The 24,087-nt window shown below is 49.9% G+C and carries 26 protein-coding genes; 8 read left to right on the top strand and 18 right to left on the bottom strand.

Going from position 1 to position 24,087, the window contains the following annotated elements; all coding sequences use genetic code 11:
- Nucleotides 1-97 precede the first annotated feature (97 nt).
- From QEZ41_RS06955 to QEZ41_RS06945, 3 genes are all read left to right on the top strand, one after another.
- A complete protein-coding gene (locus QEZ41_RS06955) occupies nt 98-565 on the top strand; it encodes a MaoC family dehydratase (RefSeq protein ID WP_289410668.1) in 468 nt (155 codons plus the stop codon).
- 4 nt (nt 566-569) lie between these two features.
- Nucleotides 570-1,208, top strand: a complete 639-nt coding sequence (gene nth / locus QEZ41_RS06950; protein ID WP_289410667.1) for an endonuclease III — start codon at nt 570-572, stop codon at nt 1,206-1,208.
- A 115-nt stretch (nt 1,209-1,323) separates the two neighbouring features.
- Nucleotides 1,324-1,509, top strand: a complete 186-nt coding sequence (locus QEZ41_RS06945; protein ID WP_289410666.1) for a PA3496 family putative envelope integrity protein — start codon at nt 1,324-1,326, stop codon at nt 1,507-1,509.
- Between the two features lie 28 nt (nt 1,510-1,537).
- Here the strand turns inward: QEZ41_RS06945 and QEZ41_RS06940 are convergent, their stop codons facing one another.
- From QEZ41_RS06940 to ffh, 10 genes are all read right to left on the bottom strand, one after another.
- Nucleotides 1,538-1,909 carry a translation initiation factor Sui1 gene (locus QEZ41_RS06940; RefSeq protein WP_289410685.1) on the bottom strand — a complete coding sequence of 124 codons (372 nt, stop codon included), beginning with the start codon at nt 1,907-1,909 and terminating at the stop codon, nt 1,538-1,540.
- A gap of 29 nt (nt 1,910-1,938) precedes the next feature.
- Nucleotides 1,939-2,394 (bottom strand): methyltransferase family protein, encoded by a 456-nt coding sequence (locus QEZ41_RS06935; RefSeq protein ID WP_289410665.1) that lies wholly within the window; start codon nt 2,392-2,394, stop codon nt 1,939-1,941.
- A 110-nt stretch (nt 2,395-2,504) separates the two neighbouring features.
- The gene (locus QEZ41_RS06930; RefSeq protein WP_289410664.1) at nt 2,505-2,681 is read right to left on the bottom strand and encodes a hypothetical protein; all 177 of its coding nucleotides are present in this window, start codon (nt 2,679-2,681) and stop codon (nt 2,505-2,507) included.
- Between the two features lie 122 nt (nt 2,682-2,803).
- Nucleotides 2,804-4,261, bottom strand: coding sequence for a pyruvate kinase (gene pyk, locus QEZ41_RS06925; RefSeq protein WP_289410663.1), 1,458 nt, complete (start codon nt 4,259-4,261; stop codon nt 2,804-2,806).
- A gap of 55 nt (nt 4,262-4,316) precedes the next feature.
- The gene (xerD, locus tag QEZ41_RS06920) at nt 4,317-5,213 is read right to left on the bottom strand and encodes a site-specific tyrosine recombinase XerD (RefSeq protein WP_434556799.1); all 897 of its coding nucleotides are present in this window, start codon (nt 5,211-5,213) and stop codon (nt 4,317-4,319) included.
- A gap of 63 nt (nt 5,214-5,276) precedes the next feature.
- Nucleotides 5,277-5,630, bottom strand: coding sequence for a 50S ribosomal protein L19 (gene rplS / locus QEZ41_RS06915; protein ID WP_289410661.1), 354 nt, complete (start codon nt 5,628-5,630; stop codon nt 5,277-5,279).
- A 42-nt stretch (nt 5,631-5,672) separates the two neighbouring features.
- A complete protein-coding gene (gene trmD / locus QEZ41_RS06910) occupies nt 5,673-6,419 on the bottom strand; it encodes a tRNA (guanosine(37)-N1)-methyltransferase TrmD (RefSeq protein WP_289410660.1) in 747 nt (248 codons plus the stop codon).
- A 9-nt stretch (nt 6,420-6,428) separates the two neighbouring features.
- Nucleotides 6,429-6,950 (bottom strand): ribosome maturation factor RimM, encoded by a 522-nt coding sequence (rimM, locus tag QEZ41_RS06905; protein WP_289410659.1) that lies wholly within the window; start codon nt 6,948-6,950, stop codon nt 6,429-6,431.
- Between the two features lie 25 nt (nt 6,951-6,975).
- Nucleotides 6,976-7,230, bottom strand: a complete 255-nt coding sequence (gene rpsP / locus QEZ41_RS06900) for a 30S ribosomal protein S16 (RefSeq protein ID WP_289410658.1) — start codon at nt 7,228-7,230, stop codon at nt 6,976-6,978.
- Between the two features lie 126 nt (nt 7,231-7,356).
- Nucleotides 7,357-8,733, bottom strand: coding sequence for a signal recognition particle protein (ffh, locus tag QEZ41_RS06895; RefSeq protein ID WP_289410657.1), 1,377 nt, complete (start codon nt 8,731-8,733; stop codon nt 7,357-7,359).
- Nucleotides 8,734-8,832: 99 nt separating this feature from the next.
- Here ffh and QEZ41_RS06890 point away from each other — a divergent pair, with 99 nt between their 5' ends.
- Nucleotides 8,833-9,411 (top strand): Maf family protein, encoded by a 579-nt coding sequence (locus QEZ41_RS06890; RefSeq protein WP_289410656.1) that lies wholly within the window; start codon nt 8,833-8,835, stop codon nt 9,409-9,411.
- A gap of 2 nt (nt 9,412-9,413) precedes the next feature.
- On the opposite strand, the gene QEZ41_RS06885 is transcribed toward QEZ41_RS06890, so the two are convergent.
- Both QEZ41_RS06885 and QEZ41_RS06880 read right to left on the bottom strand, forming a co-directional pair.
- Nucleotides 9,414-9,818: a YbaN family protein gene (locus QEZ41_RS06885; protein ID WP_289410655.1), complete on the bottom strand. Its 405-nt coding sequence runs from the start codon at nt 9,816-9,818 to the stop codon at nt 9,414-9,416.
- A gap of 55 nt (nt 9,819-9,873) precedes the next feature.
- Nucleotides 9,874-10,458 (bottom strand): UPF0149 family protein, encoded by a 585-nt coding sequence (locus QEZ41_RS06880; RefSeq protein WP_289410654.1) that lies wholly within the window; start codon nt 10,456-10,458, stop codon nt 9,874-9,876.
- Between the two features lie 197 nt (nt 10,459-10,655).
- Here QEZ41_RS06880 and recQ point away from each other — a divergent pair, with 197 nt between their 5' ends.
- From recQ to gloA, 3 genes are all read left to right on the top strand, one after another.
- The gene (gene recQ, locus QEZ41_RS06875) at nt 10,656-12,794 is read left to right on the top strand and encodes a DNA helicase RecQ (protein ID WP_289410653.1); all 2,139 of its coding nucleotides are present in this window, start codon (nt 10,656-10,658) and stop codon (nt 12,792-12,794) included.
- 151 nt (nt 12,795-12,945) lie between these two features.
- Nucleotides 12,946-14,160, top strand: coding sequence for an argininosuccinate synthase (locus QEZ41_RS06870; protein ID WP_289410652.1), 1,215 nt, complete (start codon nt 12,946-12,948; stop codon nt 14,158-14,160).
- 88 nt (nt 14,161-14,248) lie between these two features.
- Nucleotides 14,249-14,641 (top strand): lactoylglutathione lyase, encoded by a 393-nt coding sequence (gene gloA, locus QEZ41_RS06865; RefSeq protein ID WP_289410651.1) that lies wholly within the window; start codon nt 14,249-14,251, stop codon nt 14,639-14,641.
- Between the two features lie 50 nt (nt 14,642-14,691).
- Here gloA and relA read toward each other — a convergent pair whose 3' ends face one another.
- The 3 genes from relA to cysM are packed head-to-tail and all read right to left on the bottom strand — an operon-like array spanning nt 14,692 to nt 19,199.
- Nucleotides 14,692-16,932: a GTP diphosphokinase gene (gene relA, locus QEZ41_RS06860; RefSeq protein ID WP_289410650.1), complete on the bottom strand. Its 2,241-nt coding sequence runs from the start codon at nt 16,930-16,932 to the stop codon at nt 14,692-14,694.
- A gap of 9 nt (nt 16,933-16,941) precedes the next feature.
- Complete coding sequence (gene rlmD / locus QEZ41_RS06855) at nt 16,942-18,306, bottom strand: 23S rRNA (uracil(1939)-C(5))-methyltransferase RlmD (protein ID WP_289410649.1); 1,365 nt, start codon at nt 18,304-18,306, stop codon at nt 16,942-16,944.
- Nucleotides 18,303-19,199 carry a cysteine synthase CysM gene (gene cysM / locus QEZ41_RS06850; protein ID WP_289410648.1) on the bottom strand — a complete coding sequence of 299 codons (897 nt, stop codon included), beginning with the start codon at nt 19,197-19,199 and terminating at the stop codon, nt 18,303-18,305. The genes rlmD and cysM overlap by 4 nt, the downstream gene beginning before the upstream one ends.
- 296 nt (nt 19,200-19,495) lie before the next feature.
- Between cysM and QEZ41_RS06845 the strand changes: the two genes are divergently transcribed.
- Nucleotides 19,496-20,743, top strand: a complete 1,248-nt coding sequence (locus tag QEZ41_RS06845; protein WP_289410647.1) for an ABC transporter substrate-binding protein — start codon at nt 19,496-19,498, stop codon at nt 20,741-20,743.
- Between the two features lie 51 nt (nt 20,744-20,794).
- On the opposite strand, the gene queF is transcribed toward QEZ41_RS06845, so the two are convergent.
- The 3 genes from queF to prpF form a co-directional block, all read right to left on the bottom strand.
- Entirely contained in the window at nt 20,795-21,625 is an 831-nt protein-coding gene (queF, locus tag QEZ41_RS06840) for an NADPH-dependent 7-cyano-7-deazaguanine reductase QueF (protein ID WP_289410646.1), read from the bottom strand.
- A 30-nt stretch (nt 21,626-21,655) separates the two neighbouring features.
- Nucleotides 21,656-22,390 (bottom strand): methyl-accepting chemotaxis protein, encoded by a 735-nt coding sequence (locus QEZ41_RS06835; RefSeq protein ID WP_289410645.1) that lies wholly within the window; start codon nt 22,388-22,390, stop codon nt 21,656-21,658.
- Nucleotides 22,391-22,529: 139 nt separating this feature from the next.
- Nucleotides 22,530-23,708 carry a 2-methylaconitate cis-trans isomerase PrpF gene (gene prpF / locus QEZ41_RS06830; protein ID WP_289410644.1) on the bottom strand — a complete coding sequence of 393 codons (1,179 nt, stop codon included), beginning with the start codon at nt 23,706-23,708 and terminating at the stop codon, nt 22,530-22,532.
- Between the last annotated feature and the right edge of the window lie 379 nt (nt 23,709-24,087).

Raw genomic sequence — 24,087 nt, 5'->3', positions numbered from 1 at the left:
CCTGCCGACAAGACGGTGACAATCTCCAGCCGCTCATTTACACTTCAACGCCTAATTTTACCTGCAAGCCTAGAGCTTGCGTACAAGGAATATTCTCATGTCGAACACTGCTACCAGCATTCCCTACGATCAACTTGAAGTGGGCCAACGCGCCACCGTCGAAAGAACTATTACCGAGCACGACTTATTGATGTTCGCTGCGGTTTCCGGTGATCGTAATCCGGTTCATTTAGATGAAACATTCGCAGCCACCAGCGTTTTTAAAGAGCGCATTGCCCACGGCATGCTCAGTGGTGCCTTGATTAGCGCGGCCATCGCTCTTGAGCTACCAGGACCCGGCAGTATTTACCTAGGTCAACAGTTGAGTTTTACCCGCCCTGTTAAGCTGGGCGATCAACTCAGCATTGAGCTAGAAGTGTTGGAAAAACTACCGAAAAACCGAGTTCGCATAGCCACCAATGTGCTGAATCAAGCGGGTAAGACAGTGGTTCAGGGCGAAGCCTTGGTATTGGCTCCCACTGAGTCCGCAACCGTTGAACTGCCCGAACTACCTAATTTTTTATAACGCTATGAATGCACAAAAACGTTACGAAATTTTTAGCCGTCTACGTGAAGATAATCCCAATCCAGAAACCGAGCTCAACTACTCATCCACTTTTGAGTTACTCATAGCGGTCATCCTGTCCGCACAAGCCACCGATGTAGGCGTTAACAAAGCAACCGACAAATTATTCCCAGTCGCTCGTACTCCAGAAGCTATGTACGCGCTGGGTGTCGAAGGGTTGAGCGACTACATTAAAACCATTGGTCTGTACAACAGTAAAGCCAGAAACGTGATTGAAACTTGCCGTTTGCTTATCGAGCGCCATAACAGTCAGGTGCCTGATACACGCGAAGCGTTAGAAGCCCTGCCCGGTGTAGGCCGTAAAACAGCCAGCGTGGTGCTTAACACAGCGTTTCGCCAGATAGCCATGGCAGTGGACACCCATATCTTCCGCGTGAGCAACCGCACAGGCATAGCGCCCGGTAAGAATGTGCTTGAGGTGGAAAAGAAGCTGTTACGCCTTGTACCCAAGGAGTTTCTTCTTGATGCACACCACTGGCTGATCCTACACGGTCGTTATGTATGTCAGGCACGCAAGCCTCGCTGTGGCAGTTGTCGCATCGAAGACCTATGTGAATACAAAAACAAAACCTCAGATGATTAATTTTAGTAATCAATCAAGGAAACCTTATTAATAAAATTGCATTTCTATCTGCCGCATTTCGATATATAAGGTGCGCCATAAATTTTATGCATTATTAATAGCTGAGGAGGCTTGCATGAGCAAAGAAGAGTTAGAGCTCGATGATGATTTTGTCGATGACGAAGAAGTGAGTATTGATGATGCCGAAGTCATTGTTGAAGAAAGCAAAAACACGCTCACAAAACGCCGCATCATCGATAATCTGCTGGAAGAACGTCGATTAAACAAAGAACTGTCCGATTATGATTACGAGCTGGATTAAGCAGGGTTAAACGCCCTGCTTTTGGCTATTAACCGCCACTGCGTTTTGCTTGATAGCCTTGCTGTTGCAGCCATGCCAACGCAGCTTCAGCTTGATCACCTTGAATTTCTATAGTTGCACCCTTGACCGAGCCACCTACGCCACAGCGCTTTTTCAGCTCACCACAAATAGCTTTCAACTGCGCCGCAGTGAGTGGCAAACCTGTCACCACGGTAACTGTTTTGCCACCACGCCCTTTACTTTCACGCCGAACGCGAACTTGACCATCGCCCAGAATCTCGGCCTGCTGCTCACAAACACAGTCTGCCTGCGGCTGTGCACAACCATCGCAGTGCCTGCCTGCATCAGTGCTATACACCAAAGCGCCTAAAGCGGCTAAAGAAGATAGTTTTTTCATCAGTAAGTTTTCTTAGACTCAACAAAGTATGACTAGAACCAGCGGCGTACTTTTTTGCAGTATTGAACGTATTCGTCACCGAAATGCTGTAACAATAGCTTTTCTTCATGCCGAATCACACCGAAATTAAGCAACAAAACCGCTAAGGGTAATAGTATCCACGCCCACAGCTGCGCCCAAAGCAAGGCGATACCGATATAAATGACTAAAAAAGCTAGGTAGATAGGGTTACGACTGAAGCAAAAAGGCCCTTCTTGCAGCAACCTTTGCGGCTTGCCATAGGGACTTAAGGTGGTTTTACGCCAAAACATTAGCCAGGCGCTCCAAAGCAACAACACAGCACCCACATCAATAAAGCCGCAGCCTGCATAAAAGCTCCACAGATCATTGGCTAACGGCCATGGCCACAGGTTATCAAGCAGCCAAGCCATACCAATCACTAGGCCAAAAGATAGAGGTGCAGGCAGCAAGAAAAAAGGTTTTTGCATAGCGAGTACCACCAAACCGGCTTTATATTAACCTATTAAATAGAAAAAACCCCACCATCCGCATTAACGAATACTGGGGTTTTTTAATTCTTGACTACCAGTCCAACAAACTATTTAGCGTTGGAACGCTTAAAGTAACTGATATTCTGCTGACCGCTCTTGCCACGTGGTATTTCCTGAATCTTACCGCCTTTCTTTAAAAATGCTGCCGTTTGCGCACTTAGCAAATCACTACTGGTTGCAGCATCGGCTGCTTTTTTATTAGCAGCTGAATTCTTAACTCTCATTATCACTTCCTCCATAGAGTCGGCCGTTGAGTGTAGCAAAAAAAGCCAATTCCAGCAACCAGACAAGCGAAACGCACGATAGCCGGCACGTTAAAGACCGGCCTTGTATGCCTGATAACCTATTAGGAAACAACAAGTTCAGCCGTCACCTGCAGCAGCTTCATATCATTAGTACTACCAATATTATGATGCTTATCACCTTGGGTCAGAATGACCCAATCACCTTCTGCTACTAGATTTAAATCAACCAGTTTACGCACCGCCATGTAGCAAACCTGTTCTTCAGGGTATTCAGACGGATTAAAGGGCACGGTATAAACTCCGCGAAATAAACAAGTACGTGCCTGCGCCATACGCGTTGGCGCAAAGGCATAAATAGGAATCGACGAGCGAATACGTGACATCACCAAAGGCGTGTAACCGCTTTCAGTCAGCGCCACAATCGCTTTGACTCCGGGAAAGTGGTTGGCAATGTACATGCTCGCCAGCGCAATGCTCTCATCTTGGCGGGAGAACTCTAAACCTAGTCGATGCGATGAGCGGTGCATGGTGGGACTCTTTTCTGCGCCCACGCAAATTCGCGCCATCGCCGTAACGGCTTCCACCGGATAATGCCCTGCTGCCGTTTCTGCCGACAACATCACTGCGTCTGTGTAATCCAGTACCGCGTTAGCCACGTCCGACACTTCTGCACGCGTGGGCATGGGGTTATTAATCATGGACTCCATCATCTGTGTGGCGGTAATCACGGCTGTGTTTTGCCGGCGTGCAGCGGCAATGATTTTCTTCTGAATAGCTACTAGCTCAGCATCACCAATTTCTACCGCCAAATCACCACGCGCCACCATAACTGCATCACTGGCTTCGATCAGGCCACTGAGCACTTCGTCATTTTTAACGGCTTCAGCACGCTCAATTTTAGCCACCAACCACGCCTGACTGCCAGCCGCAACACAGAGCTCACGCGCAAGCTGCATATCAGCCATATCACGAGGAAATGAAACCGCCACGTAATCAAGCTTTAACTCAGCAGCCAAAAGGATATCTTGCTTATCTTTTTCGGTTAACGCAGGCGCAGTTAAACCGCCGCCGCGACGGTTAACCCCTTTGTGGTCTGACAGGGGGCCGCCCTGCAAAACAACACATTGTAGCTCGTCCTCAGTAACGGCTTTAACACGCATCACTACACGGCCGTCATCAAGCAATAGCTCATCGCCAACGGTGCAATCTTTCACCAGATCAGGATAATCCACCCCTACTCGCTCTTGATTACCCGCGTCTTTAGGATGGCTGATAGAGAAGACAAAAGGGTCCCCTGTGTTGAGCTCTATGCGCTGATTAGCGAAACGCGCAATACGAATCTTCGGCCCTTGCAAATCGCCTAATATCGCCACGTAGCGTTGATTTTTTCTCGCAATTTGGCGAATCAGCTCCGTCAACCGGCGATGCTCATCAGCCGTACCGTGGGAAAAATTCAAGCGCGCCACATCCATGCCAGCCAGTATTAACTGTTCAAGTATTTCCGGACTATTACTAGCAGGGCCGATAGTGGCAACAATTTTGGTACGACGCTGAAGCATGGTGTGTTCCTCGGTTGTATTAACTTTTTATTTAAATGATAGAAAACGTGCAGCGCTAGCCACGGGGATGATGCTCTGCATGCAATTGCTGTAAACGTGCCTGCGCAACGTGGGTATAGATCTGCGTAGTCGACAAGTCACTGTGCCCAAGCAGCATCTGCACGACACGCAAGTCCGCGCCGTGATTCAGTAAGTGCGTAGCGAAAGCATGCCTTAGGGTATGCGGTGACAGTGGTTTACGGATACCCGCCGTTTGCGCGTGAATTTTTATTCGATGCCAAAAAGTTTGCCGCGTCATTTTCTGACCACGCTGACTGGGAAACACAACATCTGGAGTTTTGCCGCCCAACAATATTGGACGCGTTTGCTCCAGATACTCTTCGAGCCAATCTAACGCCTGCTCCCCCATGGGCACTAAGCGTTCTTTATTACCCTTACCGACCACCCGCACGACACCTTGGCGCAGGCTTACTTCATCTAAACTTAACCCTACCAGCTCACTAACGCGCAAGCCTGTTGCATAGAGCACTTCAAGCATGGTGCGGTCACGCATGCCTAAGGGTGTTTCAGTATCGGGTGCATCAAGCAAGGCATCAACTTCTGCTTCGCTCAGGCTATCGGGTAGGGAACGTCCCAGCTTGGGTAAATCCACCAGCACGCTGGGATCTTCGCTAATCAGTCGTTGCTCCAGCAGGTACTGATAGAAACGCCTCAGGGTTGAGATAAAACGTGCTGTTGAGCGCGCTCTGTAGCCTTCTTGCAGACGCCAAGCAAGATACTCTAATACGTGGCTGCGTTGAACCAGCAGCAGAGCGAGTTCTTGCTCTGTTAACCACAAAACAAACTGACGCAAATCATTCGCATAGGCTGCCCGTGTATTTTCGGACAAACCTTGCTGCAGCCAGAGTTGCTGCAAAAAATCGTCGATAAGCTGTTTATTTTGCTGCAATATTAATTACCTTTATTCAGCCTAAAAACAAGAAAGCAGCCACTTGGGCTGCTTTCTTTTGCCTGCTTAGCGGCTGAGCTTCTCTTTAATACGAGCAGCTTTACCAGACAGGTTGCGTAAGTAGTACAGCTTGGCTTTACGCACATCACCACGACGTTTAACGGTGATGCTGTCTACTAGAGGACTGTAGGTTTGGAAAGTACGCTCAACACCTACACCGCTGGAAATTTTACGTACGGTAAAAGCACTGTTTAGGCCACGGTTGCGCTTACGAATAACTACGCCCTCGTATGCCTGAAGACGCTGACGATCGCCTTCCTTAACTTTTACTTGAACTATTACTGTATCACCCGGCGCAAAGGCAGGGATTTCTTTGATCATCTGTTCAGCTTCAATCTGCTGAATAATTGGGTTTGTCATTGTTTGCTCCTAAGGTAAATCTTAAAATTTACCATCGATACCTTAACTATCGTCCTGCTGGGCAAAGTATTCGTCCAACAGCGTTTGCTCTTCTCCAGAAAGCGAGCGGCTATCCAGAAGATCAGCGCGACGCTCTGCAGTTCGGCCTAGAGCCTGCTGCAATCGCCAGCGCCGGATATGTTCGTGGTTGCCGCTAAGCAGCACCTGTGGAACATCTGTACCCGCATACGTGACCGGTCGTGTGTAATGCGGGCAATCGAGTAGACCATCGCTAAATGAGTCTTCTATTGCGGAATCTGCGTGGTTTAATGCACCAGGCAAAAGCCTCGTAATAGCATCAATCAGTACCATGGCCGGTAACTCACCACCGGATAACACATAGTCACCAATTGACCATTCTTCATCAACGTGCGCCTCGATAAATCGCTCGTCAATGCCTTCGTAGCGTCCGGCAATCAGAATTAAAGCCTCTGCTTGCGCCAGTTCGCTCACCGCTGCTTGCTTTAAGGGCTGACCCTGCGGTGACATATATATCACTTTAGCGGGCTTGCCCAGCGCTTGTTTGGCTGCTGCCAACGCACGCTCCAGCGGTTCAATCTTCATCACCATCCCAGGACCACCGCCGAAGGGTCGGTCATCCACAGTTTGATGGCGGTCTTCAGTAAAGGTGCGTGGATTCCAGCAATCAATGCTGACCAGCCCTTGCTCTACTGCTCGACGGGTAATGCCATGTTCGGTTATAGCGGCGAACATCTCGGGAAACAGACTAATAACAGCAACACTTAACATGATGCCCGACTAAAAGTCAGCGTCCCATTCAACGCTAATGATGCCTTGCGCCAAATCAACGGCGATAACGCACTGATCAGTGTAAGGCAGCAACCGCTCACGACCGTCTAGGCTGCCAGCACAGGGCTTTACTACCAAGACGTCATTAGCACCGGTTTCGAGTAAGTGATCGACACGTCCCAGCAATTGCTGGTCCTGAGTAATCACTTGCAAACCTATGAGCTGATACCAGTAAAACTCACCCTCTTCCAGCTCAGGAAATTCACTACGCGGCACACAAATTTCAAAACCTGCATAGGTCCGTGCAATATCACGGTCATCCACGCCTTGAATTTTAGCCACTAGCCCTTTGCCTTGGAAACGAGCACTCGCCAGCTCAACCTGCTTGGTTTCCTTCTCACGGCGCAATGTCCATTTGGGGTAATCCTGCAGGTTATCAACAGGGTCGGTAAACGAATGAATTTTAACTTCCCCGCGCACACCATGCACCGCGCCGATCTTACCTATTACGACTAAATCGTCAGTGTTCATGTGCGTTCTACTCTACAAGCGATACTTAAGCAATTGCTTGAGTAGCAGCTTCTTTCAACAACTGGGCAACGCGCTCAGATGGCTGGGCACCTTGGCTGATCCAGTAGTTTGCGCGCTCTTGGTCTACAGACAAACGAGTTTCTGCGCCACGTGCAACTGGGTTGAAAAAGCCGATACGCTCAACAAAACGGCCATCACGAGCATTGCGGCTGTTAGCTACAGTCACGTGATAGAAAGGACGTTTTTTAGAGCCACCACGTGCTAGACGGATAGTTACCATTAAACTTTTTTCCTATATTTAAAATGAATAAAACTTTCGCAAATGCTCTATGCACGTACGAAAGGTCGCATATTCTAAGCTGTAACTCGGGTTTTGCAAAGGTTTATTTGCCCTAAAGGCACGCCTTTAACGTTTAGGCAGGCCACCCATACCTGGCAGCATGCCACCAAGTCCGCGCATCATTTTGCCCATGCCTTTACCCATGAACTTCTTCATCATCTTCTGCATTTGCTTATGCTGCTTGATCAAGCGCCCCACATCCTGCACCTGGGTTCCGGAACCCATTGCAATACGTCGGCGGCGCGAACCACTGATAATGTCAGGGTTACGGCGCTCTTGCGGCGTCATGGAGTTGATGATGGACTCCATTTGCTTGAACTGTTTTTCGGCATTGCCTTGCATTCCCTGCATTTGTGCTGGATTAATGCCGCCCATGTTGGGCATCTTTTCCAACAAACCGCCCATGCCGCCCATATTGTTCATTTGCTGCAGCTGATCACGAAAGTCTTCAAGGTCAAATCCCTTGCCTTTTTTCAGCTTTTTAGTGAGTTTTTCAGCTTTTTCGCGATCCAGATTTTGCTCAGCCTGCTCAATTAAACTGAGCACATCACCCATACCCAAAATGCGCGATGCAATACGATCAGGGTGGAAAGGCTCTAGGGCATCAGTTTTTTCACCCATACCCAAAAACTTAATTGGTTTGCCGGTAATGGCACGCACTGACAAGGCTGCACCACCACGCGCATCACCATCAACCTTAGTCAACACCACACCCGTTAGCGGCAAGGCATCATTAAAGGCTTTGGCGGTATTGGCAGCATCCTGACCGGTCATGGCATCAACCACAAACAGGGTTTCGATCGGATTAACCGCAGCGTGCAAAGCACTTATTTCCGCCATTAACTCTTCATCGACAGCTAAACGACCCGCGGTATCCACCAGCACCACATCAATAAACTTAAGCTTGGCTTCTTTAATGGCTGCCTGAGCAATATCAACTGGTTTCTGGCTAATATCTGAAGGAAAGAAGGTTGCTCCCACTTCAGTGGCAAGCGTTTCAAGCTGTTTAATCGCTGCTGGGCGATAAACGTCGGCAGATACCACCATCACGCTTTTCTTTTTGCGCTCCTGTAAGTGCTTGGCTAGCTTGGCCACTGTGGTGGTTTTACCCGCACCCTGCAAACCAGCCATTAACACCACAGCGGGTGGTGCAGCATTAAGGGACAGTTCTTCGTTGGCTGCACCCATCATGCTTTCTAATTCAGCTTGGACTATTTTTAAAAACGCCTGACCAGGCGACAAGCTACGCGAAACTTCAGCACCTACCGCACGAGCACGTACCGCATTAACAAAGTCTTTCACCACAGGTAATGCAACATCAGCTTCCAATAACGCCATGCGTACTTCACGTAGCGTGTCTTTAATGTTGTCTTCTGTTAATTTCGCTTTACCCGTGACATTACGTAGTGTTTGCGAGAGACGTTCGCTAAGATTATCGAACATGTAAAATCCTCTAGATCATTGCCGCCCAAATGCGCCATAGTATAACCGAAACTTGGGCGCGCTTTGCAGTCCATTACAGATTAGTTAGGTTTTATCACTATGCGCCCACTTGTTTTAGCCTCCAGCTCGGTCTACCGCCGCGAGCTTTTGCAACGACTCCAACTACCCTTCACCAGTTGCAGCCCCAACATTGATGAGCGCCCACTCGCTGACGAAACTCCACAAATGCTGGTACAACGCTTAGCGGTCGCCAAAGCACGCGCTTTGCGTGCACAGTTTTTACAACATTTAATTATTGGTTCAGATCAGGTTGCCGTACTGGATGGGCAGATTTTAAGCAAACCCGGTACTGCTGCTGCCGCCATCGCCCAGCTGACTGCTGCTAGCGGACGTAGCGTGACTTTTTATACCGGCCTGTGCTTACTCGACAGCGCCAGCGGCACCATTGAAGTGGATTGCGTGCCCTTCACTGTGCATTTCCGCACCCTCAGCCCAGAACAAGTCAGCCGTTACATTGAGCGTGAACAGCCGCTGGACTGTGCCGGCAGTTTCAAATCTGAGGGTTTAGGTATTAGCTTGTTCCGCGCCACCGAAGGTGAGGATGCAACCAGCTTAATCGGCCTGCCGCTCATTCGTTTATGCGATATGCTCAGCAAAGCTGGAATAATAATTCCTTAGCACTACCGATAGTGCGTTCGCGCTGTAGGCAGTCGCCAGATGTATAGGCTCACCACCGTAGCGGTACACAACATAGCTACCTTGGCCCAAATAAAGTCCACCCACAAACAGCCGGCGATAATGCTTATCCATAGCAGCGTAATCGCCATGCGTTTGGCTTTAAGTGGCAGACCTTTGCCCGCTAAATAATCAGCAATCATGGGGCCAAAACGCGGATGAGAGGTAATCCAACGGTAGAAGGATTCTGAGCTGCGGGCAAAACAAGCTGCCGCTAATAAAATAAACGGCGTGGTGGGTAGTATTGGTAAGAAAATGCCCAACACTCCCAAAGCCAGACTCAGGCAGCCAATTGCAAATAGCGTATAGCGTAACAACGGGTTAGCAACCAGAAGCTTTTTAGGGGTCATGGCATTTTAAAGAGGGCAATAGCTTCTCACAGAAGCCGTCTCAGCAAGCACCTGCTTACCTTGGCTTTTTGAGCAATACGGGCTTTTCTTCAGGTGCTTGGCAAATCAAAAACAGCGTGGTGAGCAGCTCTGGAATTTGTGCAGCCATGCTGTCCAGCAAGTCCAAGTCCTCAGCAATTTCAGCAAAATCCGGCTGTTCATCAAACAAGCCCGACACGACCATTATAGGCAGCAGCAGCTCGCTGACTTCATCTTCATCTTCTTCAAACCAGATGTCTTCACGCAAAAATACGCCTTCCATAAAGCCAATACACCAACCACGCAACTCTGACTCTTCAGGCTCATCGCCCACGTCCAAGTCACATGGCAGAACAAACTCTTCATCGCTGGCTAACTGACGTTCGATATGCGATTTCAGCTGACGTAATGCGCTTTCGATATCGTCTTTCTGCGCCTGATCTTTGTAGACGGGCGGCTCAGCAAACAGCTCAGCCATCCACTCATCTTCTAGTACGGTTTCAGGGCAAATTGCCAAGGCTGTCAGATAACCGTGTGCGGCTACGTAGTCGAGCGCTTCTTCGTATAATTCATCAGAATCCAAAAAAGTACGCAAACGGGAGAGTTGCTCTGTAAAAGACATGGGCATTTACCTAAAGAAGAATATGTTTATAACCGCTGTATTGTAGACCAGCCTTAACCGCACTGCTATAGCTAAAAACTCTACTTACGGCTTGGATGCTGCTATCTGAAAGTGCTGGCCTGCAACTTGATAACCCAAACCGGCAGCAATCTCAGCTAAGTATACGTATAATGCCCAGCCTACTTTGGGAGAGCAGTATGGCCGAGCAGGCACTTAATATCCTTAAAACAGTTTTTGGTTACGACTCTTTTCGCGGTCATCAAGCCGCTATTATCGAGCGCGTTAGTCATGGCGGGGACGCTTTAGTGTTAATGCCCACAGGTGGCGGTAAATCCCTGTGCTATCAAATCCCTGCCCTAGTGCGTGAGGGCATCGCCATAGTCGTGTCGCCCCTCATTGCCCTAATGCAGGACCAGGTCAGCAGCTTAGAAGCACTGGGTATCAGTGCCGCTGCTTTAAATTCCGCCGCCAGTGTTGATGAGCGCCGTGAAACCGCTAATCGTTTGCGTCGCAATGAACTCAAGCTACTTTACCTTGCCCCCGAACGTTTGATGCAGCCGCAAACGCTCAGTTTTTTACAGCAGTTGCCGATTAGCTTGTTTGCTATCGATGAAGCTCACTGCGTTTCACAATGGGGGCATGACTTTCGCCCCGAATACCTACAGCTTGGACAATTAGCACAGTTATTTCCTCAGGTACCACGCATTGCCCTTACCGCTACCGCCGATTTGCGCACGCGCACAGAAATTGCTCAACGCCTGCAGTTACAGCAAGCTCAGGAATTCGTCTCCAGTTTTGATCGACCTAACATCTTTTATCGTATCACTCCTAAAGACAGCCCGCGCAAGCAGTTATTAGATTTTCTTGCCAGCCGCCAAGGCGATGCCGGTATTGTTTATTGCCTATCGCGAAAAAGCGTTGAAAGTGTCGCCGAATTTCTATTAGAAAAAGGCTATCCCGCCCTGCCTTACCATGCTGGATTAAGCAATGAGCTGCGCGCTTTTAATCAGCAACGCTTTCTCAAAGAAGAAGGCATTATCATGGTAGCAACCATTGCCTTTGGCATGGGTATCGATAAATCCAACGTGCGTTTTGTGGCCCACCTAGACCTGCCTAAATCCATTGAAGGTTACTACCAAGAAACCGGTCGCGCAGGGCGTGATGGTTTACCCGCCGACGCTTGGATGGTGTATGGCTTACAAGACATGCTGTTTTTAAAGCAGATGCTCGCCAACTCCGATGGCGATGAGCGTTTTAAGCGTGTGGAGCAACACAAACTTGATGCCATGCTAGCGCTGTGTGAAGAAGTGCGTTGCCGCCGCCAAACACTATTGGCCTACTTTGACGAGCAACTGCCAGAACCCTGCGGTAATTGCGACAACTGCGCTGAACCTCCACAACAGTGGAATGCCACTGAAGCGGCACGCCAAGCCTTGTCTACGATTTTCCGTACTGAACAGCGGTACGGCGTTGGCCATTTAATTGATGTATTGCTGGGACGGGAAAACGATCGCGTGCGCTCCATGGGCCATCAACACTTATCTGTATTTGGCATCGGTAAAGCACTCAGCGAACATCAGTGGCGCTCTGTGTTTCGTCAACTGGTTGCACGCGGTCTAGTCGATGTTGATGTAGAGGGTTTTGGTGGTTTACGCCTCGCCGAGCAATGCCGCCCCTTACTGCGCGGCGAAGTGCAGCTGCAGTTGCGCCAAGAACTGCCGCAGACCACCTCCAGCACCCCACGCAAGAGCGGCGCCAGCCAATTGGTACGTGACAGTGAGCAACCACAGTGGGAACGGTTACGTGCCTTGCGCCGCAAATTGGCCGAAGAGCAAAACGTGCCTCCTTTTGTTATTTTTTCCGACACCACTTTATTAGAAATGCTTCGCCGCCAGCCCGAGGATCTCAGCGATATGGCGGAAGTGAGCGGCGTCGGCGCAGTCAAACTAGAGCGTTATGGTGCTGATTTCTTAGCTATTTTCCAAAACTCTGAAACCAGTGAAACACCAGCTGCATACAGCCAAGATGTCCGTCACGAAATTATCACCTTGGCGCTCAATGGCATGACACCCCAGCAAATTGCCCAGCAACAACAATGCGCCCTAAAAAGCGTATACAGCCATCTGGCGCAAGCCATTGCCAGCGAACAACTCAGTCTTGAGCAGGCACTTGACCTGCCCGAAGAGCTCTTAGATGAGGTTCAGGATGCTTTTCTTGCCACTGAAGACGAGCTGCCAAGCGCCGCACAGATTGCCAATCAGTTCGCTGGACGTATTGATGAGGGCATCATTTATTGCGTGCGCGCAGCTTTGCAGCTAGAGCTGTGTCAAAATTAAGTAGTGGTAAAGGCACAGTGTTTGTTTAACCAGCCAAAACGCTAGCCAAGGCTAAAAAAGCAACCCGTTTTTCACCTTCCACCTATAATTTTATGGCGTTGCGCAGTAGAATAGCGGTTTTATTCTCTGCGTAATCCTTTGGAGCTAAGGCATGTCCGATATTAAAAAGGTAGTTCTGGCCTATTCAGGCGGCTTGGACACCTCGGTTATTCTTAAATGGTTGCAAGATACCTATCAGTGCGAAATCGTTACCTTCACCGCTGACTTAGGTCAGGGCGAAGAAGTTGAGCCAGCGCGTACCAAGGCCCAAGCGCTGGGCGTCAAAGAAATCTATATTGACGACCTGCGTGAAGAGTTTGTGCGCGACTTTGTGTTCCCCATGTTCCGCGCCAATACCATTTACGAAGGCGAATACCTGCTCGGCACCTCCATTGCCCGTCCGCTGATTGCCAAGCGTTTGGTAGAAATTGCTAACGAGACCGGCGCAGACGCTATTTCTCACGGCGCGACCGGAAAAGGCAACGACCAAGTTCGTTTTGAGCTGGGTGCTTATGCACTTAAACCAGGCGTGAAAGTCATTGCACCATGGCGTGAGTGGGATTTACTCTCGCGTGAAAAACTGCTGGCCTACGCAGAGCAGCACAATATTCCTATTGAGCGTCACGGCAAGAAATCCCCCTACTCCATGGATGCTAACCTGCTGCACATCTCCTATGAAGGTGGCGTGTTAGAAGATACCTGGAGCGAGCACGAAGAAGAAATGTGGCGCTGGAGTGTTTCGCCAGAAAACGCACCCAACACACCTACCTATATTGAATTGACCTACCGCAAAGGTGACATCGTTGCCATTGATGGCGTCGACATGAGCCCAGCGCAAGTGCTGACCTATCTGAATAAAGTGGGTGGCGATAACGGTATTGGTCGTGTGGATATCGTCGAAAACCGCTACGTGGGCATGAAAGCCCGTGGCTGCTACGAAACTCCCGGTGGCACCATTATGCTCAAAGCGCACCGCGCAATTGAGTCCATCACTCTGGACCGCGAAGTGATGCACTTGAAAGACGAGCTGATGCCCAAGTACGCCACGATGATTTATAACGGCTACTGGTGGAGCCCAGAGCGTCACATGATGCAGGCGATGATTGATGCCTCGCAAGCCAACGTTAACGGTGTGGTGCGCTTAAAACTGTACAAAGGCAACATCATGGTGGTTGGTCGCAAGTCCGACGACTCACTGTTTGACGCCGCTGTAGCCACCTTTGAAGACGACGCCGGCGCGTACGATCAGCAAGACGCTGAGGGCTTTATCAAGCTCAACGCATTACGCTTGCGCATTGCTGCCAGCAAAGGGCGTAACCTGTTGTAATACATTGGCTTGCAGCTGATTTTACTGCATAGCTATCATTACAAAGCCCCTTCATTGGGGCTTTGTTTTTTGAATGAGGAGACATACCATGCGTATTCTACACACCATGCTTAGAGTGGGCGATTTAGACAAGTCGCTGGCGTTTTATACTGAGGTCTTAGGCATGCAACTGCTGCGCCGTAAAGATTACCCCGAAGGTAAGTTCACCCTTGCCTTTGTTGGTTATGGCAGCGAAGCAGAGAATGCCGTGATTGAGCTAACCCATAACTGGGACACCACTAGCTATGTTCTGGGTGACGGCTACGGACATATCGCCCTAGAGGTGCCCGATGTGTACAAAGCCTGTGAGGACATTCGTGCCCGTGGCGGTAAAATCACCCGCGAGCCAGGCCCAATGATGCACGGCAATAGCATTCTGGCGTTCGTTGAAGATCCAGACGGCTATAAAATCGAGCTGCTATCACCGAAGCGGGCGGATTAGTTGCAGTTAGCAATAGAGCGTTAGGGGTTACTAACGCTCTACTCGAAAAACTAGGTGCGCTTACGCCGCGCTTCTATCACGTTAGGCAGCTGAGCGATGCGGCCGAGCATACGGCTTAGAATATCCAAGCCCGGCACTTCAATCGTCAACTCTATTAATGCAGAGCCATCTTCCTTGCTGGTGCTGGTATTCAGCGCTACCACGTTAACTTTTTCGTTAAACAACACCTGCAAAATATCACTCAACAAACCAGCGCGATCATAGGCTTGAATAAGCACATCCACCGGATAGGTCTTAACCGGTTCACTGCCCCAACTCACCTGAATGACACGCTCTGGCTCGCGCTCACTGAGTTGTAAAACGGTCGGACAGTCTTGACGGTGAATGGTGACGCCACGTCCTTGGGTGATATAACCCACAATAGGTTCGCCCGGCACAGGCTGGCAACAACCGGCCATCTGCGTTAACAGGTTACCCACCCCTTCAATACGTACTTCGTCACTACGACTGCTCGTATGCACGGTGGGCTTGCGCGGAATAAGCTCGACGTGCTGGCTACGACTGCCACCTTCTTGCAGCTGCTGAGCCAAGCCAACCGCATGAGCTAAGCGCAGATCTCCCGCACCAATAGCCGCAAACAAATCTTCACTGGCTTTAACATTGCAACGCTCAGCTAGCTGCTCAAAGTCAACGGGCATTAAAGCCAGCCGAGTGAGTTCTCGCTCGAGCATTTGCCGACCCGCTGCAACATTCTGTTCACGGTCTTGCAGCTTAAACCAGTGTACTATTTTAGCTCTGGCGCGGGCGGTATTTACGTAACCTAGGTTGGTATTGAGCCAGTCACGACTGGGCGCACCGTTTTTACCGGTGATAATTTCAACCTGCTCACCGGTTTTCAAGTTATAGCTTAGTGGCACGATGCGGCCATTGATTTTTGCGCCACGGCAATTGTGCCCGATTTCAGTATGCACACGGTAGGCAAAATCCAGCGGCGTAGAGCCTTTAGGCAAATCAATCGCATGCCCATCTGGGGTAAAAACATAGACCCGATCGGGCTCTATATCGACCTGCAGTTGGTCCGCCAAACCACCTATATCACCCAACTCTTCATGCCACTCAAGCACTTGGCGCAACCACGCAATTTTTTCTTCATAATGATCTGAACGCCCCTGTGTATCAGTGCCTTTGTAGCGCCAGTGGGCACATACTCCAAGCTCAGCTTCTTCGTGCATCTCAGTGGTGCGAATCTGTACTTCTAGCACCTTGCCTTCGGGCCCTATCACCGCCGTATGCAACGAGCGGTAGCCGTTTTCTTTTGGGTTGGCAATATAGTCATCGAACTCGCGAGCAATATGCTTCCATAGCGAGTGCACAATCCCCAGCACGGCGTAACAATCACGCACCTCCGGCACCAAAATCCGCACCGCACGCACATCATAAATCTCACTAAAGCGCAGGTTTTTATTCTGCATTTTGCGCCAGATGGAATAGATATGTTTAACCCGGCCACTGATTTGCGCCTCTATTCCTGCTTCCTGCATTTCGGTTTCAAGCTGCTGTACCACATCGCGGATAAAGTTCTGTCGGTCCATACGCTTTTCATGCAGCAAGCCAGCAATGTGCATATATTGCTCAGGCTCCAAGTAGCGAAACGACAGATCCTCCAACTCCCACTTGATGTGACCAATACCTAAGCGGTGCGCCAAGGGTGCATAGATATCAAACACCTCGCGCGCCACCCGATAACGTTTGTCTTCTGGCGCATTTTTCACCGCTCGAATCGCACAGGTGCGCTCCGCCAGCTTGATCAATGCGACACGCACATCATCAACCATAGCCACCAGCATTTTGCGCAAGTTCTCTACCTGAGCCTGGGCATTAAGCACAACCGATTGACGTGGGTTTAAGCTGGCACTAATTGCCGCCATGCGCAGCACGCCATCAATCAGCTTAGCCACTGTGCTGCCAAACTGCTGCTCTACTTCCATGATAGTCGCTTTATTTTCTCGCACCGTGCGGTACAAGATTGCGGCGATAAGAGTTTCCTCGTCGAGCTTTAAATCAACCAAAATTTGCGCAATTTCTAGACCGGCTTGTAAGCTGGAGCTGCCATCTGGCCAAATATTTTGTGCAGCATGCGCTTTAAGCTCTGCATCACGGGCAAACTCGCACGCTTGCAACAAATTAGCAGCGTTTAAATCTTCATCCACTTCCAGTAGGTGCGCGACCCAACGCGGCAAATCTATACTACCATCCGCATTAAGTGGGTGTTGTGAGCGAACCTGTACCATAGGTTTTCCTTAATAACGACTTAACGACTGACGAACAAACAAAGCCATGGCTTCAACATGCCCTGTTTGACTGAACATATCCAGCGCAGCCAAACGCTGAAGCTGGTATCCCTGCGCCTGTAATACCGCAGCATCGCGAGCCAGTGTGGCAGGATTACAGGATACATATAAAATCTTTTTGGCAGCCACTTTCGTTAATTGCTCCACTGCTTGCGCCGCACCTTCACGCGGTGGATCTAAAACAACCACGGTAAACTTTTGCTGCATCCAAGCAGCCTGGCTTAGGGGCTGGGATAAATCAAAATGATGGAACTCAACATGCTGCAACCCTTGGCGTTTAGCGGTGTGTTGCGCGCGTTTAACCATCGACTCAACACCCTCCACCGCCACCACCGAGGCAACAGTGCGCGCCATCGGCAAACTAAAATTGCCCAAACCACAGAATAAATCCAGCACTTGATCATCGCTGTGCAAATCCAACCATGCAAGCGCTTGCTGCACCATGGCTAAATTAACCTCAGCGTTTACCTGCACAAAGTCACCGGGTTGATAATCAATCTGCAAATCATAGGGTTGCAGCTCGTAATACAGGGTATCACCTTCATTGTCTGGATAAGGCTCGGCCTGAGTTTGCCACCAGAGCTGAGTGTGCTGCTGTTGACAGAAATCACGCAACCGTTGTTGGTCTTCATTGTTAAGTGCTTGGGTTAAGCGCACCAGCAATGCCGGTTGATTACCGTAAAACAACTCTAAATGCCCTATGGCTCTAGTTTGCTTAAGCGTTTTAATAAAGGGGACAAGTTCGGCATACAGTTTTTGTAAAGGCTCAACCAGAATTGGGCACTGGGTTGTTTCAACAATTTGCTGCGAGGCCAAGGCACGAAAACCCACCTGTAACAGCCCCTGTTTGTTCGGCTTCACTGCAATGCGTGTACGGCGACGATAACCCTGTTCACTGCCTTGCAGGGTAGCAAACCACTCCCCCACCTCAACCCCTGCGCGTTGCATTTGCTCAGCAATGTAAGCTTGTTTGAACTCGCGCTGCTCATTAATAGGCATGTGCTGCAACGTACAACCACCACAACGCCCTGCCACCGCACAAAAAGGCTGTTGCCTATTACTGCATGCTTGCGGCACCTCAACAATCTGCGCCTCTACTATTTTGTTGCGTACGCTCAACACTCGCGCGACTACCAGCTCACCCGGCATAGCACCACTAACGAACCAGGTGCGCCCAGCATGAAAAGCAATGCCTCGGCCATCATGAGCTAAGCGCTCAATACTAAGCGGCTGTTTTTTACCAACAGGCAAATCTGTTTGTTGCACGCCACGGGCTGGCTGAAAACGTAGCCCGCTTTGCTGTTGCCGCTTCATATTGACTCGCTATTGAATACGCCACTGGAAAGATAACGATCACCACGATCGCAAATAATGGCCACCAGCACCGCATTTTCTACTTCTTGCGCCACTTGCAACATCGCTGCCACTGCACCACCGGATGATACACCACAAAAAATTCCTTCCTCACGCGCTAAACGACGCATGCAGTTTTCGGCTTCTGCTTGGCACAGATCGATCACGCGGTCCACACGCTCCTGCTCATAAATACTTGGCAAATACGTCTCAGGCCAGCGACGTATTCCAGGAATACTGGCATTGGCATCGGGCTGTAAACCGATAATTTGAATCGCCGAATTTTGCTCTTTAAGGTATTTCGACACGCCCATAATGGTGCCGGTCGTGCCCATAGCGCTAATAAAGTGGGTGATTTGGCCATGGGTTTGCTGCCATATTTCTGGACCAGTACCCTGATAATGCGCACGAGGATTATCTTGGTTAGCAAACTGATCCAGCACCTTACCCTGCCCGTCCGCTTGCATTGCCAATGCTAAGTCACGCGCTGCTTCCATAGACTCCACTAAAATCAACTGCGCGCCATAGGCTGTCATCGCGGTTTTACGCTCAGCTGTGGAGCTTTCCGGCATAATCAGCACCATGCGATAGCCTTTGATAGCCGCCACCATCGCCAACGCAATACCGGTATTGCCCGAGGTTGCTTCAATAAGCGTATCACCCGGCCGAATACGTCCCTGACGCTCAGCGCGCTCGATCATGGACAGTGCTGGACGATCTTTTACCGAACCAGCGGGATTATTGCCTTCAAGCTTAACTAACAACGTATTACCTGACTCCTGGCCAAGGCGCTGCAAACGCACCAAAGGCGTGTTGCCAATACAATCGGCTAAAGTGGGATATTGAACGTGCATAGGGTTTCCAAGTGCATCAAAAAATGCATCCATGATAACGACAATCCTGCTTAAACGGTATTCAAAGCCATAAATCAGTAGATTGTTTGGTTATAACCTCATAGTAAATTTGGCGTGCCTGCGCAAGCAGTCCGTGCTGTGCAATTGCCACTACACAATTGTGCGGACCACTTAACAGCTCATCGAAAAAAGCGACCAAAATACGACTAATGGTCAGCATCCGGCTATTGCTGCAAACCAGCAAGCTCAATATGCTTAAACGTAAATCAATAACAACAACTCCCAAGGAGCATGCCTTGTTTAGAATAATAATTTTAAGCGCTCTTTACCTCTGTACAAACACTCTAGCGTTTGCAGCTGAATCGGTAATAATCGGACTGACTTATCCTCGCACCGGAGCTTACAAGGAAGAAGGTTTGGCGCAGATGCGCGGCGCATTAATGGCCATTGAAGAAATTAATGCACAGGGTGGACTGCTCGGACACTCCGTACAACTTAACAGTCGTGATTCCTCTGCACGACCTGAAAAAGCAGCCAATAACGTTGACCAGTTTATTCGCGATGGTGCTGCCATGGTTTTCGGTAGCGTTTCCAGCGCAGAAGCAGTCGCGGCAGGTAAACGTGCGCAGCAAGGTAAGACGATATATTTTGCCACCATCGGTTATGCCGATGATGTGACCGTAGAAAACGGGCATAAATACATTTTCCGCGAAAGCTCGAGTGCTACCATGACAGGTCAAGCACTAGGACGCTATTTATCCAAGCATTTCCCAAATAAAAAATACGCTTACATCACAGCCGACTATAGCTGGGGGCATAGCGCAGAATCTGCCATTAGAGCCAACACCAACACGACCGACACGGGTAAACACACACGTATTCTCGTGCCTTTTCCTAGCTCCAAGCAATCAGATTTTATCGATGCACTCACTCAGGTGCAGCACAGTGATGCCCAGGTTCTTGCTTTAGTGCTTTACGGCAAGGATTTGGTACGCGCCATGCGCATCGCCCACTCCATGGGTTTAACGAAAAAAATGCAAATCGTTGTGCCGCACTTAATTCAAACGGCTATCGAAGGTGCTGGCCCGGGTGCAATGGAAGGCGTTATCGGCGTTGAGCACTGGATTTGGCGCGCTCCAGAGCTAGAAAAATCAGAAAAAGGCATGGCCTTTGTAAAAAACTTTGACAATAAGTACGGCATTCTACCTTCTAGCGCGGCAGCTTCTGCCTACACCGTAGTGCAGCAATGGGCTGATGCCGCGCGGCGCAGCAATAGCTTCAAAAGCAGTGACGTGATTCGCGCGCTAGAAGATCATGAATACAGCCTATTAAAAGATAAAGCTCAGTGGCGCGCTTTTGATCACCAGAACTCACAGACGGTATATGTTGTGCGCGCCAACCAGCGCGATGTAGTGATGAAACACCCTTCACGTCAGGATTTTTATGAGATTCTTGACCGCGTAACCACTGCCAATACTGGAATAAGCTACGAGAACTGGACTGAGTTACGTCGCAAAGCCAGTTTACCAACCAGCCTGCAGTAACCTAACCTACAAGCTACAAGGCTAAGACGCACGGATACGCCTTAGCCTTTTTTATTGACGTACTAAGCGTGTGTTAGCCAACTCAAGGGAATGCGTGCTGCGATAAGGGTTAATATCCAAACCGCCACGGCGTAAATAACGCGCAAACACCGTCAGCTTTTGTGGCTGTAATAACTGATACAAATCCAAAAATATTCGCTCAACACACTGCTCATGAAAATCTTGATGCTGGCGAAAACTGATTACATACGCCAGCAGACTGGCATGACATAACGCAGCCCCTTGATACTCAACGCACAAACTACCCCAGTCGGGTTGACCGGTAACCGGGCAACTTGAACGCAACAAATGGGTGTGCAAACTTTCTTTTACCTGCTTGCTCGGCCGGCATTGCAGCAAACTGGCATTAGGCTGGTCATACTGACTTATAGCGATGTCCTGCTCATCTATACAAATTCCAGGTAGCTCAACAACAGCTTCGGTGGCTGCTTGCGCCAGAGTTTTAATCCATACCTGCACCGGCGCGCCCGCTATTGCAGTCAAGTCTCGACTCATGACTGCTTGCACCTCTGCAAAGCTGGCAAACCGGCTTTGATTAAGAGAGTTCAAATACAGTTTAAACGACTTGGATTCAATAATGTTGGGCGAATGCGCCGGTACTCGAATCTCTGCCATCGCAACCACCGGCTTGCCGCTAGGCAAAAGCCAAGACAGCTCGTAGGCATTCCAAATATCTACGCCCTGATAAGGCAGGTTATTTTCATCAATACCAAACGCTTGCCATTTAAACCTACGCTCGATAGGAAATAACAAACTGGCATCGTACTGCGTGACATAACCTGTTTGCTTGCCCAGCAGTGATTCTTCGGCAGGATGCTGCACGGATTACCCCTTACATTAATTAATTACGATTTACACTTTAAAGCTCTGTACCTGTCGCTGCAGCTCTTCTGCTAACTGCGCCAACTCTTGGCTAGCACTATTCGTTTGCGCCGTACCCTCATTAACTTCGCGAGAAATGTCATTAATATTGACCACATTGCGGTCAATTTCTTCTGCCACAGCCGATTGTTCTTCTGCAGCGCTGGCAATACTGGCGTTCATATCGTTAATGCGTGTCACCTGCTCAGCAATGCGTATCAGCGCGTCATTGGCTTGCTGAACGGACTCGACACCGGTTAACGCTTTCTCGCGCCCCTGCTGCATGGTAGTCGCCGCATTGCTGACGCTTTGCTGGAGCCTCTCTATCATCTCATCAATTTCTTTAGTGGAGCCCTGGGTGCGCTGCGCCAAATTACGCACCTCATCCGCTACCACAGCAAACCCGCGACCTTGCTCACCTGCGCGCGCCGCCTCAATCGCAGCGTTTAACGCCAGCAAGTTAGTTTGTTCAGCGATGCCACGAATCACCTCTAATATGCCATTGATCTGCTGACTGTCATCACGCACCACCTGCATAAACTGAGCCGCCTGTTCCACTTCTGTCACCAGTGATTGGATGCTGGCTTGCGTTTGCGTTACCACGCGAGTACCGGTTTGACTTTCATGCTCTGCTGTTTGCGCTGCTTCGGAAGCCAGCAAAGCATTTTGCGCCACCTCTTGCACGGTGGCGGTCATTTTGCTTTGGATACTAAGTAAATTAAACATAACAAACCTTAAAGTATTAAAGACTGTATCAGTGCACCTACTGCAGATTAGAACACGCTTGGTGGTACTTTAACAGGCAAAAAAAAAGCGCCCACAAAGGAGCGCTAAAGCGGAAACTTGTTTATATTTATATTAAGTATCAGAAGCAATCACCAGGAACGCGCACCCAACCTTCCATCAAAACGCGCGCGCTGCGACTCATAATGGCTTTTTTAGCTTGCCACTGGCCGTCCACTTCAGCCGCTTGCGCACCCACACGCAATGTGCCGGACGGATGACCAAAGCGCACCGTTTGGCGCTCACCGCCACCGGCGGCTAGGTTCACCAAAGTACCGGGAATCGAGGCGGCTGTACCAATCGCCACAGCAGCCGTGCCCATCATGGCATGGTGCAATTGACCCATCGACAACGCACGCACCAGCACATCAATATCAGCAGCGTTAACCGGCTTACCACTGGAAGACACATAGCTGACCGGCGGTGCAACAAACGCTACTTTAGGCGTGTGCTGACGGGTGGCGGCTTCAGACACGTCTTTAATCAGTCCCATCTTTACGGCACCGTAAGCACGAATCAACTCAAACTTGGCTAACGCGTCTTTATCACTGTTGATATCGCTTTGCAGCTCAGTGCCGGTATAGCCAATATCGCCAGCATTAACGAAAATTGTTGGGATGCCCGCGTTAATCAACGTGGCTTGCAACGTGCCAACACCGGGCACATCCAAGCTGTCGACAAGATTGCCTGTCGGGAACATCGAACCTGTTGCATCCGCTGGGTCCAGAAACTCGATTTCAACTTCAGCCGCTGGGAAAGTTACGCCATCCAGCTCGAAATCACCGGTTTCCTGCACTTGGCCATTGGTAATGGGCACGTGGGCGACAATGGTTTTCTGGATATTGACCTGCCAGATATTAACCGTGCAGATGCCATTTTCTGGAATCTTGTCGGCATCGACCAAGCCGTTACTAATCGCAAACGAGCCTACCGCAGCGGTAAGGTTGCCGCAGTTGCCGCTCCAATCAACAAAGGGGCGGTCAATTGCCACCTGGCCAAAGAGGTAATCCACATCGTGACCGGGCTGACTGCTTTTGCTTAGCAGCACGCTTTTACTGGTACTGGAACTGCCGTTACCCAAGCCATCAATTTGCTTGCCATAAGGGTCAGGACTGCCAATGATGCGCAGCAGCAGGTTATCACGTGCTTCACCAGCAACCTGCGCACGCTCGGGCAAATCCTGCACGCGCAGGAACACGCCCTTACTGGTACCGCCACGCATATAGGTAGCGGGAATTTTTACTTGAGGTACAAAAGACATAGTTATTTTCCGTGCAATAGCTTGTTTGTAGATTTGTGTTGGGGCTGATGGTTGGTGAAGGCTTCCGCAAGCTGACGCTCATGCGCCGAAGCAAGCTTCGGCACACGAGCTGATGCTTGCTACAGCCTTCACCAACCCGCCCTGCGAATTCTGTGTAAAACGCAATTTTCGGGGTGGAGGGGGGAGAGGCGTGCTGGAGTCCGGCTGAGACGTTCCGCAAGCCGACGCAGCCAGTTTGAACAGGTTCAAACCTGACTGCTGGTGCTTGCTCCAGTCTCCCCCCGGACTCCCCGAAACCGCTGCGTAAAATTCTTCTACACGCAAAGGCATCAGAAGAAACCGCGACAGCAGCACGGCAAAGCCGTGCCACTCCCTCCCC

It is taken from the genome of Thiopseudomonas acetoxidans (genome assembly GCF_030362935.1).
In the GTDB taxonomy this organism is placed as follows: Bacteria; Pseudomonadota; Gammaproteobacteria; order Pseudomonadales; family Pseudomonadaceae; genus Thiopseudomonas; species Thiopseudomonas acetoxidans.
This window is presented reverse-complemented; position numbering and strand designations above follow the sequence as displayed.

Bases quoted from the DNA above. Each gene is read 5' to 3' on its own strand.
- QEZ41_RS06890 (WP_289410656.1), top strand. From the start codon at position 8,833: ATGCGCCCACTTGTTTTAGCCTCCAGCTCGGTCTACCGCCGCGAGCTT.
- rplS (WP_289410661.1), bottom strand. From the start codon at position 5,630: ATGACAAACCCAATTATTCAGCAGATTGAAGCTGAACAGATGATCAAA.
- rimM (WP_289410659.1), bottom strand. From the start codon at position 6,950: ATGAACACTGACGATTTAGTCGTAATAGGTAAGATCGGCGCGGTGCAT.
- rlmD (WP_289410649.1), bottom strand. From the start codon at position 18,306: ATGAAGCGGCAACAGCAAAGCGGGCTACGTTTTCAGCCAGCCCGTGGC.
- QEZ41_RS06930 (WP_289410664.1), bottom strand. From the start codon at position 2,681: ATGAGAGTTAAGAATTCAGCTGCTAATAAAAAAGCAGCCGATGCTGCA.
- QEZ41_RS06885 (WP_289410655.1), bottom strand. From the start codon at position 9,818: ATGACCCCTAAAAAGCTTCTGGTTGCTAACCCGTTGTTACGCTATACG.
- QEZ41_RS06955 (WP_289410668.1), top strand. From the start codon at position 98: ATGTCGAACACTGCTACCAGCATTCCCTACGATCAACTTGAAGTGGGC.
- rpsP (WP_289410658.1), bottom strand. From the start codon at position 7,230: ATGGTAACTATCCGTCTAGCACGTGGTGGCTCTAAAAAACGTCCTTTC.
- QEZ41_RS06870 (WP_289410652.1), top strand. From the start codon at position 12,946: ATGTCCGATATTAAAAAGGTAGTTCTGGCCTATTCAGGCGGCTTGGAC.
- prpF (WP_289410644.1), bottom strand. From the start codon at position 23,708: ATGTCTTTTGTACCTCAAGTAAAAATTCCCGCTACCTATATGCGTGGC.
- QEZ41_RS06835 (WP_289410645.1), bottom strand. From the start codon at position 22,390: ATGTTTAATTTACTTAGTATCCAAAGCAAAATGACCGCCACCGTGCAA.
- gloA (WP_289410651.1), top strand. From the start codon at position 14,249: ATGCGTATTCTACACACCATGCTTAGAGTGGGCGATTTAGACAAGTCG.
- relA (WP_289410650.1), bottom strand. From the start codon at position 16,932: ATGGTACAGGTTCGCTCACAACACCCACTTAATGCGGATGGTAGTATA.
- recQ (WP_289410653.1), top strand. From the start codon at position 10,656: ATGGCCGAGCAGGCACTTAATATCCTTAAAACAGTTTTTGGTTACGAC.
- nth (WP_289410667.1), top strand. From the start codon at position 570: ATGAATGCACAAAAACGTTACGAAATTTTTAGCCGTCTACGTGAAGAT.
- trmD (WP_289410660.1), bottom strand. From the start codon at position 6,419: ATGTTAAGTGTTGCTGTTATTAGTCTGTTTCCCGAGATGTTCGCCGCT.
- pyk (WP_289410663.1), bottom strand. From the start codon at position 4,261: ATGCTTCAGCGTCGTACCAAAATTGTTGCCACTATCGGCCCTGCTAGT.
- QEZ41_RS06935 (WP_289410665.1), bottom strand. From the start codon at position 2,394: ATGCAAAAACCTTTTTTCTTGCTGCCTGCACCTCTATCTTTTGGCCTA.
- cysM (WP_289410648.1), bottom strand. From the start codon at position 19,199: ATGCACGTTCAATATCCCACTTTAGCCGATTGTATTGGCAACACGCCT.
- ffh (WP_289410657.1), bottom strand. From the start codon at position 8,733: ATGTTCGATAATCTTAGCGAACGTCTCTCGCAAACACTACGTAATGTC.
- QEZ41_RS06880 (WP_289410654.1), bottom strand. From the start codon at position 10,458: ATGTCTTTTACAGAGCAACTCTCCCGTTTGCGTACTTTTTTGGATTCT.
- QEZ41_RS06945 (WP_289410666.1), top strand. From the start codon at position 1,324: ATGAGCAAAGAAGAGTTAGAGCTCGATGATGATTTTGTCGATGACGAA.